Origin of the sequence: Thermogemmatispora aurantia (assembly GCF_008974285.1) — a bacterium.
GTDB classification, from domain to species: domain Bacteria; phylum Chloroflexota; class Ktedonobacteria; order Ktedonobacterales; family Ktedonobacteraceae; genus Thermogemmatispora; species Thermogemmatispora aurantia.
In genome coordinates, this window is record NZ_BKZV01000005.1 from 223355 (window position 1) to 238453 (window position 15099).

The 15099-nt window shown below is 59.1% G+C and carries 12 protein-coding genes; 6 read left to right on the forward strand and 6 right to left on the reverse strand.

Annotated features, from left to right (window positions below; genetic code table 11):
* Nucleotides 1-41 precede the first annotated feature (41 nt).
* The 6 genes from KTAU_RS15930 to KTAU_RS15955 form a co-directional block, all read right to left on the reverse strand.
* Nucleotides 42-2048 (reverse strand): serine/threonine-protein kinase, encoded by a 2007-nt coding sequence (locus tag KTAU_RS15930; protein ID WP_151729308.1) that lies wholly within the window; start codon nucleotides 2046-2048, stop codon nucleotides 42-44.
* Between the two features lie 23 nt (nucleotides 2049-2071).
* Nucleotides 2072-3001 carry a protein phosphatase 2C domain-containing protein gene (locus KTAU_RS15935; protein ID WP_174844072.1) on the reverse strand — a complete coding sequence of 310 codons (930 nt, stop codon included), beginning with the start codon at nucleotides 2999-3001 and terminating at the stop codon, nucleotides 2072-2074.
* Nucleotides 3002-3171: 170 nt separating this feature from the next.
* Complete coding sequence (locus tag KTAU_RS15940; protein ID WP_151729310.1) at nucleotides 3172-3762, reverse strand: hypothetical protein; 591 nt, start codon at nucleotides 3760-3762, stop codon at nucleotides 3172-3174.
* 849 nt (nucleotides 3763-4611) lie between these two features.
* Nucleotides 4612-5424: a BON domain-containing protein gene (locus tag KTAU_RS15945; protein WP_170293344.1), complete on the reverse strand. Its 813-nt coding sequence runs from the start codon at nucleotides 5422-5424 to the stop codon at nucleotides 4612-4614.
* 351 nt (nucleotides 5425-5775) lie between these two features.
* The gene (locus KTAU_RS15950; protein ID WP_151729312.1) at nucleotides 5776-6441 is read right to left on the reverse strand and encodes an SCO family protein; all 666 of its coding nucleotides are present in this window, start codon (nucleotides 6439-6441) and stop codon (nucleotides 5776-5778) included.
* 10 nt (nucleotides 6442-6451) lie between these two features.
* Nucleotides 6452-8308, reverse strand: coding sequence for a heme o synthase (locus tag KTAU_RS15955; protein WP_151729313.1), 1857 nt, complete (start codon nucleotides 8306-8308; stop codon nucleotides 6452-6454).
* Nucleotides 8309-8628: 320 nt separating this feature from the next.
* Between KTAU_RS15955 and KTAU_RS15960 the strand changes: the two genes are divergently transcribed.
* The 6 genes from KTAU_RS15960 to KTAU_RS15985 all read left to right on the forward strand — a co-directional run bounded on the left by KTAU_RS15960 (nucleotide 8629) and on the right by KTAU_RS15985 (nucleotide 15041).
* Nucleotides 8629-9600, forward strand: a complete 972-nt coding sequence (locus KTAU_RS15960) for a cytochrome c oxidase assembly protein (RefSeq protein WP_151729314.1) — start codon at nucleotides 8629-8631, stop codon at nucleotides 9598-9600.
* Between the two features lie 383 nt (nucleotides 9601-9983).
* Entirely contained in the window at nucleotides 9984-11021 is a 1038-nt protein-coding gene (gene coxB / locus KTAU_RS15965; protein WP_170293345.1) for a cytochrome c oxidase subunit II, read from the forward strand.
* A 197-nt stretch (nucleotides 11022-11218) separates the two neighbouring features.
* A complete protein-coding gene (gene ctaD, locus KTAU_RS15970; protein ID WP_151729316.1) occupies nucleotides 11219-12904 on the forward strand; it encodes a cytochrome c oxidase subunit I in 1686 nt (561 codons plus the stop codon).
* A 284-nt stretch (nucleotides 12905-13188) separates the two neighbouring features.
* Complete coding sequence (gene ctaF / locus KTAU_RS15975) at nucleotides 13189-13464, forward strand: aa3-type cytochrome oxidase subunit IV (protein WP_151729317.1); 276 nt, start codon at nucleotides 13189-13191, stop codon at nucleotides 13462-13464.
* 226 nt (nucleotides 13465-13690) lie between these two features.
* Nucleotides 13691-14308 (forward strand): cytochrome c oxidase subunit 3, encoded by a 618-nt coding sequence (locus KTAU_RS15980; protein ID WP_170293346.1) that lies wholly within the window; start codon nucleotides 13691-13693, stop codon nucleotides 14306-14308.
* Between the two features lie 307 nt (nucleotides 14309-14615).
* Nucleotides 14616-15041 (forward strand): hypothetical protein, encoded by a 426-nt coding sequence (locus KTAU_RS15985; RefSeq protein ID WP_112430658.1) that lies wholly within the window; start codon nucleotides 14616-14618, stop codon nucleotides 15039-15041.
* The last annotated feature ends 58 nt before the right edge of the window (nucleotides 15042-15099 follow it).

Sequence of the window (15099 nt, forward strand, 5' to 3'; positions counted from 1 at the left end):
TTCATTCATTGATGCCTTGTTGATGCTCCAGATCAGGCTCATCACAGCTGTTTTTGCAGGCGCAGCGCCTCGGCGCTATTGGGATCGCGCTGTAGAGCCTCGCGGAGCATTTGTCTGGCTTCCACCTTTTTACGCATTTTCAGGTAGCACGTGGCCATGGCGCTATAGATCTCGGCTCGCTCGGGATCACGTTGCCGCGCCTGTTCAAGGGCGCTAAGGGCCTGATTCCACTGGTTGGCGCGCATGTGAGCGCGACCCAACTCATACCAGCCATCCACGTGTGAGGGGTCGCAACGCGTGGCCTCCTGGAGGACGCGGATCGCCGAGTTGTACTGGCGTGTCTCGCTGTAAAGACGGCCCAGGGCGAGCAGAATGAGGGCATGATCGGGATTAATCTTGAGACCTTCGAGCAGGTAGCCCTCGGCTTCGCGATGGTAGCCCTGTTTCATGGCCACCTGCCCTAGCTGATAATAGATGGCTGCGTCCTGGGGGGCAATGCGCTGTGCCTCTTTGAAAGCGGCCTCGGCCTTGGGATAAAGGCCCAGGTCGAGATAGCAGAGGCCGAGCTGGAAGTAGGCATCCAGGGCGTTCTGCCGGTTATTGACCGCCTGAGCGAAGTACTCAGCAGCATGCGTCATGTTTTCATGAAAAAGCTTCTCATCTTTATCGCGCAGGGACTGAGCGTACTGACGGTAAGCCCGGGCCAGGCTGTAGAGTACGTCGTAGGTAGGGCGACCCAGGGCCAGCGCTTGCTTGAATTCCTCAATCGCCTCGACGTAGTGCCGGTTGTTGAGATCTTGCAAGCCGCGCCGATAGAAGGCCAGCGGGTCGTTGCTGACCGGGGCGCCGACGGAGACGGGACGGGCGCGGATCGGCTGGCGCACGACGCCTGCTGGCAGTGAGGCGTAAGCTTGTGCCTGCATGCGTACATTCGGGGGGACCGTGGCCGCTCCCTGGAACAGAGGCTGACCATCACGCTTGCAGAATTTGGCCCCCGGACGGTTCTGCAGGCCGCAGCGGGGACAAATTGGCCCTTGGCCCTGGGGAGCCTGGGGCAGCGACGTCGCTGGTGTTGCTGCCTGTCCACCTATAGCCGGCACCACGATGGTGGCGTTGGGCGAGATCGCCGGAATGTGAATGGTAGCGGGCGCCGCCTGACCAGGTAGACACTGCTGCAAGGCTACTCGCATGGCTTCGGCGCTCTGAAAACGATGGGCCGGGTCCTGCTGCATGGCTTTGATAATCACCTGCTCGATCGGACAGATGATGCGCCCTTCCACCTGGATCGTGCGCAACTTCGGATTCCTGGCGCGAATGCTGCCCGGAGCCGGCGTCTGCATCGGCTCCGGCTCCTGGTTGGTCAGCAGATGATACATGGTGGCCCCAAGCGAATAGATATCCGAGCGGGCATCGGTTTGCACGAGGCGACCGGGGTTCTGAGGTGAGCGCTTCTGGCCCGGAGCAGTAATTGAGCCAAGATGCTCGGGCGAGGCATAAGAAATGGTGCCCAGGTTCTCTGTGTTGGTCCGCTTATTCGGGTTGAAACGGCGTGCAATCCCAAAGTCGATCAGCTGGACATCGCCTTCCGGCGTGATCATGATGTTGCCGGGCTTGAGGTCGCGTAGTATGATCGGCGGGTTACGCGAGTGGATGTAGCTGAGGGCCTCACAGACCTTCATCATCCAGCGAATAACCTGTTCCTCATCGAGCGGCCCCTTGTTCTCTTCCAGGATCTTATCGAGGCTTTTGCCGGGCACAAATTCCATGACGAAGTAGTAATTGCCCCATTCCTGGAAGCTGACAATCAGCGAGGGGATATTGGGATGCTTGAGATTGAACATCAAATCAATCTCTTTATTGAAGCGCTCGATGGCGGCTTTGCGCTCCTCCTCTGGCATTGCCGGGTTGATGAGCAGCTCCTTGACAGCGCGATAAAAGCCGGGACGATCAACCTGCTCGACCTTGTAGACGGTGCCCATCCCGCCTTCGCCGAGCACTTCAACAACGCGGAATTTACCATCGAGAATTGTGCCGATCGGGAGAGCCATAGCGCTTTCTTCCTCAACCGCCTTCAGGCCGCCTCAACGCGCACGACAAGGGCGGTGATATTGTCTTCGCCCCCGTGTGCGTTGGCCAGAGCGATCAGCTGATCGCAGATGTCCTGAAGGGACTTCTGTTCGCTTAAGGTTTTGCAGAGTTCATCATCGCGGACCATTTCCCAAAGCCCATCACTACAGAGAAGCAACATATCGCCGGGCTGCAAGCGCTCCTGAAAGATGTCTACCTCGACCTGCCGGCGGCCCGCTCCTAGCGAGCGGTAGATGAGATTGCGCTGAGGATGAGTGTAAATCTCTTCAGGCGAAATCTGGTGAGCTTCGACCAGCTTGGCCACCAGCGAATGGTCTCGTGTCAATGGCTTGAGCTGGCCATGACGCAGCAGGTAGGTTCTGCTGTCACCGACGTTGGCGATGTAGGCTGTGCCCTGGTAAACCAGGGTCGCGGTGACGGTACAGCCCAGTCCCCGGGCCTCTCTTCGCTGCTCGCCGTGGTGGATGATGGCGCTGTTGGCCTGCCTGATGGCGTTCACAAGCCGCTCTTCAACGGAGCGCAACAGCGGCGTCTCAGGTAGCTTGATTGTCAGTCGCGCCAGTTGCTCCGGGGCGGGTGAATAATGGGGAACGGCTTCCTGGCTGCTCCTTACCGTGGGTGCCTCCTCGGCTGGGGGAGCCAGTTTCACGGTCGGCTGCTCTTCTATCGGGGGAGCAAGCTGAATGGTTGGTTGCTCACTAAGCGGCTGGAAAAAGCTGTCGAGGGCCTGGCTGATCGTTTCTACCGCCAGGCGGCTGGCAACTTCCCCGGCGCGGTAGCCACCCATGCCATCGGCGACGATGAAAAGAGCCACATCCCCCTCTGGGCTAATCCGCCGATAGGCGCAGTCTTCATTCTGTTCTCGTTGCCGACCAACATCGGTTTTATCCGCGGCAAGCAGTCTCAATGGCATGGTCGAATACCTCATGCAGGCGGGCTTTTCTGCCTGTATTTCACTGTTTGTTTACTATAGCATAACTCATATTTATGGGGGAGGTGAAAGGCACAGACCGCCTCTACCTACGTCATTTAAAAAGGGTTCAGGAAACTCTCATTACTGTATCATCTAGCCTTGACACTAGTCTATACGTGGCATGGGTGCGAAGGTTGTAGCCAGGGAGCGGAGAGGTAGGAGCGCGGCTGCTGGCCCAGGGTCCACCACAGAAGAGCAGCCAGCGCTATCGCCAGACCTGTTCCCGCAAGGAGCAATTGCCCCATCAGACCGACAATAACCAGAAGCAGACCTGCAGCCGTTGCCAGCGGGCAAAAGCTCGTCTGATGAATCACGGCCTCTGCGACCATAGACTGGGCAGAGAGCCGCTCTTCGATTAATGCATAGAGAAAACGTGCATCGAAAGGCTTACGTACGTAAAACGTTGTTTCATCTCGCGGAAGGCAAGGCGTTTCCCAATCCCAAGACAAGGCGATGGCTGTCGCTCCGGCAAACTGCGGTTGAGCGCGCAGGATCTGCAGGAGGGAAGCGTCTTGCCTGCGACCGGTATCGATGTCTATGACCAGGAGTGCTGGCTGGTAATCAGGTGAGAGAGAGGGCCAGTGCTGGGGATCGGTCGCGATGACCGAGATCCCTTGTTGTTGCAGGCCCAGGGTGATCAGGCGCCGTAGGGAGGCTTCTGCCTCGATCAACAGTACGGTTTGGCTGGACGAATCTGCCATTGCTCTCTGGCCTCCTACTCAGCGGCGGCTTGTCATCGACAGTCATGAGCAGAGAGAGACTGGTTTCCTTCCTGCAGAGTGGCGTCCTCTGTGGCAGCATCTCTACGGGTAGACTATTATCTCCCCTGTCAAGATACTAGGCTATGATCCCAAGCGATCTAGACCTGAGCCTTCAGCAGCGCCCGTCTCTGCTCCTCGGCTATGGCCGCGGGCCAGTAGAAGTGGACCTGCCTGCCTGGGGCTATTACCATCCCCCTAAAGGATACGTTTCGTTCTGGCGAGCGGTTACAGAATGTTGAGTTGAGAGGGGGCCTGCTTCCAACAGGCGAAGGCCGATCTCTATCTTGGCGGTCGCAGGTGTTTTTGCCTCCGGCAGAACAAGATGGCCTGAGCCAGCCAGGTGGGCAAAAGGAGCATTGGCAGGCCGCTTGGTCTATTCCTCCTAGCAAACCAAGAAAGGAGGCGAGCAAAAGCAACCGCTTTTGCTCGCCTTGCTTGCGTCGCCTCAGTTCAAAAAGAATCTGCAAAACGGCTGGCAGTCTAGCCAGCCAGGCATAGTCGTTGGTGTGGGAAAAACAGGGCTAGGGCTATCGATCAAGCACAGAAACCCCTCCCTGCCATGTTCTCGCTCGTCCCGCAGGCCGGATGAGCGACTGATTTTACTGGCCAGCAAAGTCACGCGCCAGATAGACGGGTCCTGCTATCAGCTGACAGGTGCATTCAGCACCCAGAGTATTGGAGGCTGATCACCGCAACCCAGACTAAACCGGAGGCAAGGGCTGGCGCGGGGATCGGGTCGGACAGCCTTTGAACGGCCAAAGAGACATCTCCCAGCCCCCAGAAAAGAGACTAGCCCTTTCCGACTTTTCCCTTTGTGCGACCCAGCTCGCCCGGGATATCCTCATTCAGGCCAATGTGGTTCACCACTACGCGCACGCCAGGAATCTGGATCAGCTCATCCTCCAGCAGGTACTTCATCTGGCGCGTAGGCACTTCGCCGTAGAGGTGAAGGACATAGTTTTCAACCAGCACCCGCAGGTCTGTGGCGCCCTCCAACTTGCCCGCCTCTTGTAGCTTAGCGATGCGGCGGTTGGCCTCGTTGAGGATGGCATCCTCAGCGATAATGAAGTTGCGCACATCGATCACATGGGGCAGCTTACGAATCTCTTCCTCAATAGCCTGCTTCTGAGCCTCCAGCTCCACCTTACCGTAGAGGGCCAGGACCACACCCTCCTGCTCTACCTCCACGTTGACCGGGTGGGCGCTCCAGGCCAGATCTCCGCGCACCACCAGGCGATCGACAATCTCCTGGGCCTGCTCGCGCACCGCCTCGGCTAGCGGACTGACCTCGCCCTCGGCGGTGCCGACACCGAAACCGGGGTAGGCCTCGGCATGAGCATGAGCCTGCGGGTCTTCCAGTCCCCAGCCGACGATCCCGATGAGCGTGCCCAGCGCACCAAGTAAGGCCAGCACCGGCGTCTGGTCGATGATCAGCAGGCCGATGAAGGTCACAAAGATTGACACGCTGGCGATCAGCGGCCAGTAGCTAGGAATAGGCAGGTGATGCTCTCCTGCCCCCTCATGCTCCTCCTCATAGGCCGGGAGGAGCGTGGCGGTCAGGTCACCTGTCGCGAGATTGATGCCTTGCAGGTGAGTTTCCATACTTATCGCATCTCCGCGAAATCTTTCTACTGCAGAATAAATAGCGTACGAGCGCGGACAGATTGCAAGAGTCCCCTCCTTTTCTAAGGATAGCAGGAGAGGAACATTCTTGCAAGCCAGGCCCCACAGCTTCAGGTTTTCAGGCAGGGGCGCCATCCTCTCCGTAGCTCTTCTATTGGGCGTGGCATCGTGCCCTGCCCTGGCCTGTCCTGGCCTGTGTGCTACCGCCAGTAGCGCTCAACCTCTCCCGTCCTCGCTCATGCGTGTCCCGCCCTGTTGCCTGCCCGGGCCTCGACTCCTGCCCGAAGAGCGAGCCTGGCTGGCTGGCTGGCTGCGCTCGCTGCGCTGGCACTACTCCTTAAGCAGTATTTTCAGATCGCTCGTTAGCTGAGATGGGTCGAAGTCATCGCTCAGGAGGACGCGCTCACGCCCCTGTTTATCCAGCACATAGAGCACGGCGGTATGGGACACCGAACCGCTGCTACTATTGGCGGTAGCCGCCTCGGCATCGATACTATAGGCGCTCCAGATAGGCGAGAGAGCTGAGCGCGAGCCGATCAAGAAGTGCCAGTAGGCGGTCATCTTGTGAGTATTCGAAAAGGCCAGTGCAGCGGACTGGGTATCGCCTACCGGGTCGACGCTCACAGCCAGGACTGCCACGCGCTGGGCATCGCTGCCAAGCTGCTGCATGACTGTATGCAGCTTATCGGCAGTCAAAGGGCAGACCGTTGGGCAATGAGTATAGAGGAAAGTGATCACCACCGGCTTCCCCTTGAACTCTGCCAGTGAGACGGAATGGCCGAACTGATCTGTGAGCTGGAAACCGGGGGCAGGTCGGCCATCCAGCGGCGTCCCCTGCAGCCCAGAGCTGCTGGCGGTGGGCTGAGCTGCTGGCTGGCCGCTGGCGCTCCCTCCCTGGCCGGCCCGCAAGTTCAGCACAGCCACCACGAGAACCACCAGCAAAGCCATTGTCAATACCGAAAGGCGTGAAGCAAGACGCCAGTTCAGCCACCTCACGGCTCAGCTCCTAATGGAAAATGACGCGATCCAACACCATTGCAGCGAAGATCATCGCCAGATAGCAATTAGAATACCAGAACAACGTGCGGGCCCAGCGCCGAGAGTGTCTCTCCCAAAGCAGGCGCAGAGCCATATAAACCAGGATGCCCCCCAGTATCAGTGCTGCCGCCAGGTAGAGGTAGCTCATCGCCCGCATGGCGAAGAGCACCAGCGTCACTGCCAGCAGCAGGAGCGAGTAGAGGAAGATCTGCTTACGCGTCTCCTGCTCGCCGAAGAGAACCGGCAGCATAGGCACGTGGGCCTTCTCGTAGTCTTTCTCGATCAAGAGCGAGAGGGCCCAGAAGTGGGGCGGTGTCCAGTAGAAAATGATAGCGAAGAGCCAGATCGCTGGCAGTGAGATCGTACCAGTAACCGCTGCCCAGCCGACAAGGACAGGAACAGCACCAGCGGCCCCCCCAATGACGATATTCTGCGCCGTGGTGCGTTTCAGCCACATGGTATAGACGCCCACATAGAAGAGAATGGCACCACAGGCCAACACTGCGCTTAGCAGGTTCACAAAGAGGGCCAGGATCAAGAAAGAGGCCACGCCCAGCGCGAGACCGAAGATCAGGGCCTGGCGTGGCTGCACGCGCCCGGCGGGAAGAGAGCGCCGCGACGTGCGAGACATGATGCTGTCGATATCGCGATCGTAGTAACAGTTGATGGCATTGGCGCTGCCCGCTGCCAGAGCGCCACCCAGTAAGGTCGCCACTGTCAAGCCCAGTGGAGGCAGGCCCTGGTAGGCGATGGCCATCGCCGCCGCGGTTGTGCCCAGCAACAGCACCGTCACATGAGGTTTCATCAGGTCGATGTAGCCCGAGATCGTCTGGCGCAGGGGACTGACGCTCTCGCGTGCAGCGGCCTCAGTGGCCTCCAGCCGCTCCAGCTCGGCGCCCTGGGGAGCAGCGCGCAACTGGCGAGCGGCCAAGACGGCCAGGAGGACCAACAGGCCCCAGACAGCGCTTGCCACTGCCAGGTGCAGGCCGCGCATAAAGGTAGCGGCATCCTGATTGGAAATGCTACCGAAATGTAGCGAGCCGCTGCCGAGCAGGGGAATGGTGCCGCCAATCAGGGACTGCAAGACAAAGAGCAAGGCAGCAGCCACAGCCACGCGAGCCTGGCCGGGAGCGACCTGGCGCCGGCGCCAAGCCGTATAGAGGGTCCAGGCCACCACCAGTCCCACAATGGTCGCGATCAGGCGGTGGAGTGTGTTAATATCTCCCAGCCGCGCCATGCCGGGAAGCGTTTGGCCACACAGGGGCCAGCTCGTGCAGGCAAAAGTCGCCCCGCTGCCAACCACGTAGGAACCGCTCAGCATCAACCCGTAGACCAGCAAGGCCGTTGTCAGCGCCAGGCGCAGGAAACGACGGGTCTGTGCCGGGTGCTCCTGGCTGGGAGAGGGCTGGCCGGCCATCACCGCGATCGTAATCACCGTCGCGAAGATCGCCAGAGCTGTCGCCAGGTGGGCGGTAATAATCTCGGGGGGCAGCTTCCAAAGCACCGTCAGCCCTCCCAGCACAATCTGCACTACCAGCAGCACGGGAGCAATCAAAGCAGGGATCAGTACCTGCCGCTCCTTCCGTGCCCAGAGCAGGGCGCAGATGGCCAGGGCTACGATCAAGATGCTCACAATCGAAGCCGTATAGCGGTGCGACTCCTCAAGCAAAGTACGGATATTGGGAAAGACGAAAGGCCGGCCATAGCAGAGTGGCCAGTCTGGGCAGCTCAGGCCGGCGTCGTTGACACGCACCGTTCCCCCCAGTGCTACCAGAAAATATGTGAAACCAACCGCGACCCATGCGATACGGCGTATAATCTTCATAACAGCTACAGGCTCCTGATCAAGAGTCTCTACAGGTAAATAATAGCCCGCTCCGTCCAGTCAGCTCAGAACACTATCAGTATTGTCAAACCTGAACCTGATACCGTCCTTACAGGCAGAGAGGCGTACCTTACAGTTACCTGAACGCTGTTGTCGCCGCTGCTTTCCCTTGCTATAGTATCTTAAGAGCAGTTTGGCGGCAGGCGAGCCAAGCACTGTTCGGAATTGTCGAACGAAGGGCAGGGCGGCGGAGTACCGAAGGCAGAGTCGCTACTCTGGTTCCCTTCGAGGCTGCAATCATTGCGCAATGGAGCGGGGCAATGGACTTCTGGCTGAGAGCCTGGCATTTCATCCCTTCTGTAGTGGTCGGCTGCGTAGCGATTACTGTCCTCTATCTCTACGCCATTGGGCCGCTGCGCAGACAGTACGATCTGGGGCCGCCAGTTCAGCGCAGCCGGGTGATCGTCTTTCTGCTGGGAGTACTGATCATCTTTCTGGCCCTGGTCTCGCCACTTGATGAGCTGGGGGATGACTATCTCTTCAGCGCCCATATGGTGCAGCACTTGCTCATCACCTTGGTAGCTCCGCCGATGATGTTGTGGGGCATACCTGGCTGGCTCCTCACTCCACTACTGCGCAACCGCCTGCTGTTCAGACTGGCCAGGGTGCTGACCTTACCCGTTGTCACTTTCTTTCTCTTCAACGCAGATATCTTTCTCTGGCACGCGCCACCGCTCTACGACGCTACTCTTGAGAACGAAGGTATCCATGTTCTTGAGCATATAACCTTTATTGCCTTCAGTTTTCTCTTCTGGTGGCCGGTCTTGAGTCCACTGGAGGGCGAGCTGGGACCGCTGCCTTTGCCAGGCCAGGTGCTCTATCTCTTCCTCAGTGGCATGCCGATGGTTTTACTGGGGGCTGGATTGACCTTTGTACCACCGCTCTATGCTCCCTACCTGGCGGCGCCGCGTATCTGGGGGATCTCAGCGAGCACAGATCAGCAGCTCGGCGGGCTGATCATGTGGGTGCCGGCCAATATCCTGGTGATTGTGCTGATGAGTGTCCTCTTTATTCGCTGGATGCTGGAGCAGGAGCGGCGTCAGGAGGAGCGCGAGCGTTTGGCCTGGCAGCGAGAAGAGGAAGAGGAGCGGCTGCGAGCGCTTGAGCAGAGTAGTGGTGAGGCTGGTACTGGCCCCCGCAGCGAGGGTGTGAGCGAGAACGAGAGCCAAGGGACGGATGTCAGCCTGTCATCTTCTACCAGGCGCGAGCGTCCTGGCGAGCAATCGTCTTGACAGCGACCGAAAGCTGACGGGGCGCCGTCTGCCCTGGGGGAGAACTGCATTCAGGTGGCTGTAAGGTTCCCTTTCGGTCCTGCAAGTTTCCTGTCAGGGAAGGACGCTAGACTGATCTGCCAGACTGGGCCTGCTCTGTCGCCTTACTTCCGCTGCGCGCGGGGCGCAGGGGCGAGAGCAAGTCGTCGGGTCGCTGGTGCGCCGGCCAGTGGGCCTGCGGCAGTGCGAGATAAGGCCGGCCTCTGACTGGTCAGGCTGGGTCGAAAATGAGGAGGAGGAAAGGTAGGCGAGCGGAGAGGCCCGCGCTCTGGTTGAAGGCTCCCGCGGGGCGGCCCTATAATTATCTAGAGCGCTAATCTGTGTCTAATTGAGGAGTGCGAGCAGTGAGGATACCGTTATTTCGAGGGAAAATACGTTGGGGGCTGCTGCCCCTGGCGTTGCTCTTATCCTCGCTCCTGTTCGCCGCCTGTGGCGGCAACCCCTCGATCCTCAACCCGGCGGGGCCGGTCGCCCAGGATGAGGCCAATCTCTTCTGGTTTATCCTGGGTGTGGCCACCTTTGTCTTCGTGGTTGTCGAGGGGCTTCTGATCTGGTCGATCATTCGCTTCCGCGAGCGCCCGGGGATGCCGACGCCGCGTCAGATTCATGGGAACACGACGCTGGAGATTGTGTGGACCGTGGCGCCCTCGATCTTCCTCTTCGTGGTGCTGGTCTTTACGATCCGCACGATGTTCCAGGTCGATACCATTCCCACAGGTGGGCAGCAGCTAGAGGTCACGGCAGTCGGCCATCAGTGGTGGTGGGAGTTTGACTATCCAACCCAGAAGATCATTACCGCTGATGATTTGGTGGTGCCGACGGGGACCGTGGTCCATGTCAAGCTCTATTCGAACAATGTGATCCATAGCTTCTGGGTTCCCAATCTGACGGGTAAGACCGACGTCGTGCCTGGCCACGACAACGAGAAGTGGTTTAGCGTCGATAAGCCCGGAACCTACCACGGCCAGTGCGCCGAGTACTGCGGCCTGCAGCATGCCAACATGGCCTTTAATGTGATTGCGCTGCCGCCGGACCAGTTTGCAACCTGGGTGAGTGGCCAGCAGCAGGCGGCGGCTAATAATCCGCAGTATGCGCGCGGGCTGGCGCTCTTCAAGTCGAAGGGGTGCACGGCTTGCCACGGGATCGTAGGGGTCAACCTCAACGATTTCAATACGCAGCCGCAGACGCTGGTCGGCCCCAATCTGACACACTTTGGAAGCCGTGATTTGATCGCCGGCGGCGTGCTCAAGAATACGCCTGAAAATCTGGCGAAGTGGTTGCATGATCCGCAGGCGGTGAAGCCGGGGAATGATATGCCCAACCTCGGGCTGTCCCAGTCCGAGATTAATGACCTGGTGGCCTATCTAGAAAGCCTGAAGTAAAACAATAGTATAGAGAATGGCTTTTTCGAAAGGCCATCGGTCTGACGAGCACGTGGGGGGCAGTCAGGCTATCAGCCAGGAGCGAGCTGATCAGCCGCTGGGCGATGGCTCTGTCTGCCACCGCTGAGCCTGTCAGGGAGAGGGCTGGTCTCCCCGGTTTGCCTGCAGGGGCTGATTGGATATTCGGAGGATTTTCCATGGCAACCAGTACCATTGTTGAGCGTCCTGCTCTGGTCCGACAAAAGCGCTTTAGCGAGACATATATTGGCCAGTGGCTGACGACGACCGATCATAAGAAGATCGGGATCATGTACATGGTCACGGCCTTCTTTTTCTTCGTGGTCGGCGGGCTGGAGGCGTTGCTGATCCGTACCCAGCTAGCGCTGCCGGACGGCAAGGTGCTCGATCCCCAGACCTATAACGAGATCTTTACTATGCATGGCACCACGATGATCTTCCTCTTCGTGATGCCGATGTTCACGGGTCTCGGTAACTATGTGGTGCCGCTGATGATCGGGGCGCGTGATATGGCCTTCCCGCGCCTTAATGCCTTTGGCTACTGGATTGTACTCTTCGGCGGCCTCTTTCTCCAGTCCAGCTTCTTGTTCCATGCGGCACCAGACGGCGGCTGGTTCGCTTATGCACCTTTGACTGAGTGCGGCGTGCAGGGAGTGAACTGTATCCCGGCGACGCCCTCGATCAATATGGATTTCTGGGCTTTGGGCGTGCTGCTGCTGGGCATCTCCTCAATTGCGGGCGCGTTGAACTTTGTGGTGACGATCTTCAAGCTGCGCGCGCCTGGCATGACGATTAACCGCATGCCGCTCTTCGTCTGGATGACGCTGGTAACGTCCTTCCTGCTGCTCTTTGCTCTGCCCAGCTTGACGGCGGCCTCGGGCTTGCTGCTGCTGGATCGCCATCTCGGCACGCACTTCTATCAGGCGGCCTTCAATGGTGACCCACTGCTGTGGCAGCATCTCTTCTGGTCCTTCGGTCACCCGGAGGTCTATATTCTGATCCTTCCGGCTTTCGGCATTGTCTCGGAGGTACTGCCCGTCTTCTCGCGCAAGCCGATCTTTGGCTATACCTTCGTGGCCTGGTCGGGTGTGGCCATTGGTTTCCTAAGCTTTACGGTCTGGGCCCACCATATGTTCGCCGTGGGTCTACCGGTGGTGGCTCAGGCTTTCTTTGCCACGAGCACGACCCTGATCGCTATTCCGACGGCGGTCAAGATTTTCAACTGGTTGGCGACGCTCTACGGCGGTAAGCTCTCGTTCAAGACGCCGATGCTTTTCGCCCTGGGCTTTGTCGCGATGTTCTTGATCGGCGGCCTTAACGGGGTGGCGCTGGCGATCGTGCCGTTCGACTATCAGGTGACCGATAGCTACTTTGTGATTGCGCACCTGCACTATGTGCTCTTCGGCGGGGCGGTCTTCGCTATCTTCGCGGCCATCTTCTACTGGTTCCCGAAGATGACGGGCAAGCTGCTGAATGAGCGCCTGGGCCAGATCCAGTTCTGGCTCATGTTGATCGGGGTGAATGTGACCTTCTTCCCGATGCATATTCTGGGTCTGCTCGGGATGCCACGCCGTATCTATACCTACGCTCCCGATCTGGGCTGGAATGAGCTGAATCTGCTGGAGACGGTCGGCGCCTTTATTATCGCGGCGGCGATCCTGGTCTTCTTGTTCAACTTCGTGACAAGCCTCCGCCAGGGTCAGCCAGCGGGCAGCGATCCCTGGGATGCCTTCACGCTGGAGTGGGATACGGCTTCTCCTCCGGAGCCATACAACTTTAAGACGATCCCGGTGGTGCGCAGCCGCCGCCCGTTCTACGATAAGAAGAATCCGGAGACAGCGGACTGGAAAGTGGCCGTCCATTGAGGGCGGGGCGCTGGTGAACGCCTGTGAGCTGCGCCGGGTTCCGACTGGCGTCCGGACTGACCGGCTGTGCTTCTGGCGGTCCGGCCTGATGGCGGAAGCCGGCGCGCCCCCCGCTGGGGAGGGCTATCTTGCCTGTCTCTGGATGAGCCGGCCCGGCGATCGCACGAGAGAGGCATACTGTGATTAACGAGGAAGAGCAGAAGGATAGGCCTCCGACTGAGGGTGGGGGCCTGCAAGGTCAGGAGGAGGAGAAGAGAGAATCAGGCAATCCTGGGAGCACCGGGATGCAACAACAGCTGCAGAGTGAGAGCGGTGAGACGATGCAGGTGGGGGAGGAGAAGCCGCAACCGGAGACTGCCGAAAAGACCGGTGATCCGCCCCAGGGTCGTCCGTCTCGCGCGAGGGTTCCGCACAGCCCTCATCCCAGTCTCTGGCCCTTCGTGCTTGCTCTGGCCATTGCGCTGGTCTGTTTGGGGGTGGTAACTCATCCAGCGGTGCTGGTGATCGGCGTTTTGCTGATCGTGGTGGCCGCCGTCGGTTGGGGCCTGGAGCGCTATTAGGTGAAGAGTCGCGGCGCAGCGTGGCTTCTTCTTTCGGCTGCTTGATGTGCTCTCGCGTAACGCCTGTGCAGGCATGCGCTGGACACGCTGTCTATCTACCTATCGCTGGCTGGTATCTGGCGCTGGCGATCTTGCTCGCGTTGGCTGCATGCCGAGAGGTTGTCAGGCAGCAAGATCACCTCTGTTTAGCTTCTTGGAGAGAGAACAGTCAGGAGAATTTCGGGGTATGAGTGTTGCCTATCGCGAGGGGATACCTGCTCTAGAGCAAGTGCATGATGAAGGTGGGCGCAGCCTCGGCTGGTGGGGCATGATGTTTTTCATCGCCTCGGAGGCTCTGATTTTCGCTAACCTGATAGCCGCCTATCTCTATCTGGAGATTCGCCAGGGTGGCCACGGCTGGCGCCTGCCTAGTGAGATCTGGTATCCGCTCATCAATACGATCATTCTACTGGGAAGTAGTGCGCCCATTCACTATATCGCTGCCAGGGGCATCGAGAAGGGCAGCCAGCGACGCCTGATCTGGGGCTTGTTGGCAACAATAGTAATGGGTGCTATTTTCCTGGGAGGCCAGGTCTATGAGTATAGCTCGCTCATCAGCCAGGGCTTCACGCCGCAGAGCCAGCTCTTCGGATCGGCCTTCTTTACGCTGACTGGCTTCCACGGCTTGCACGTGACCGTTGGGCTGATCTTCTTGCTGATCGTCTTCGTGCGGGCTTTGAACGGTCACTTTACGAAGGAGCGGCATTTCGCTTTCCAGGCCGGCGAGATGTACTGGCACTTCGTTGATGCGGTCTGGATCTTTGTCTTTAGCATAGTCTACCTGCTCCCACTGTTGCGCGGTTAGCGGAGAACGGCAGACAAGCTGCGACGATGATGCTCGCGGCCTGGGCTGGCTTGCTGGCTGGCTCATGGCGGGATCGGGCCAGGCCGACCCGAGCGAGGCGTCGGCAGCGTTGAGCAGGCTGATGAGCAAGGGCGTTCTGGCGACTTGGGAACCCCGCTGAGAACGCCCTTGCTTGCTTGATGCGTAACCCTTCCGATGATGTGATACAATTAGAGACGTGGGGCGAAAGATGCCCGCCCACGATCGTCTCCCGATCGTTAGCGACGTACTGATTGGACCGGCGAGCTTTGGAAAGGAATCGCCACTCATGGGAGAGGTTAAGCATAGCGGCAGCTTGTCTTCGCACAGCATCGACGCGGGTACGCAGTCACCACGGGCGAGAAAGCGCATTATCCGCAATTGCTCGGTCTGTACTCAGCGCATTCCGCTGGAGGCCATTGCGGTCACGGAGCCCGAAGGTGCGCCCGAGCCGCGCCAGTCCTGGGTGTTGTGTCGTGATTGCTATCGTGCGCTGCTCGCTGAGATGAGTCGCTCGCCGGTGCGTTCACCCCTGCGTCTGCGCATTGCGCTGGGTCTGGTCGCCGCTGAGCGTCGCCCGCCTTCTGCTTCGTCAGCTCCTCATATTCGTCGTTTTGTCCATGATCATCGCGCCATTATGTTTATTGCATGGACGCTGATCATCGGCATGCTTTTGCATCTTCTATTGATTGTGGGGCTGGCCAGTCTGCACTAGTCTGCTCTGCTCGTGCTCTCGCTTCTGGCAGCGACGCTGCCCTTCAAGTGGGCAGGCC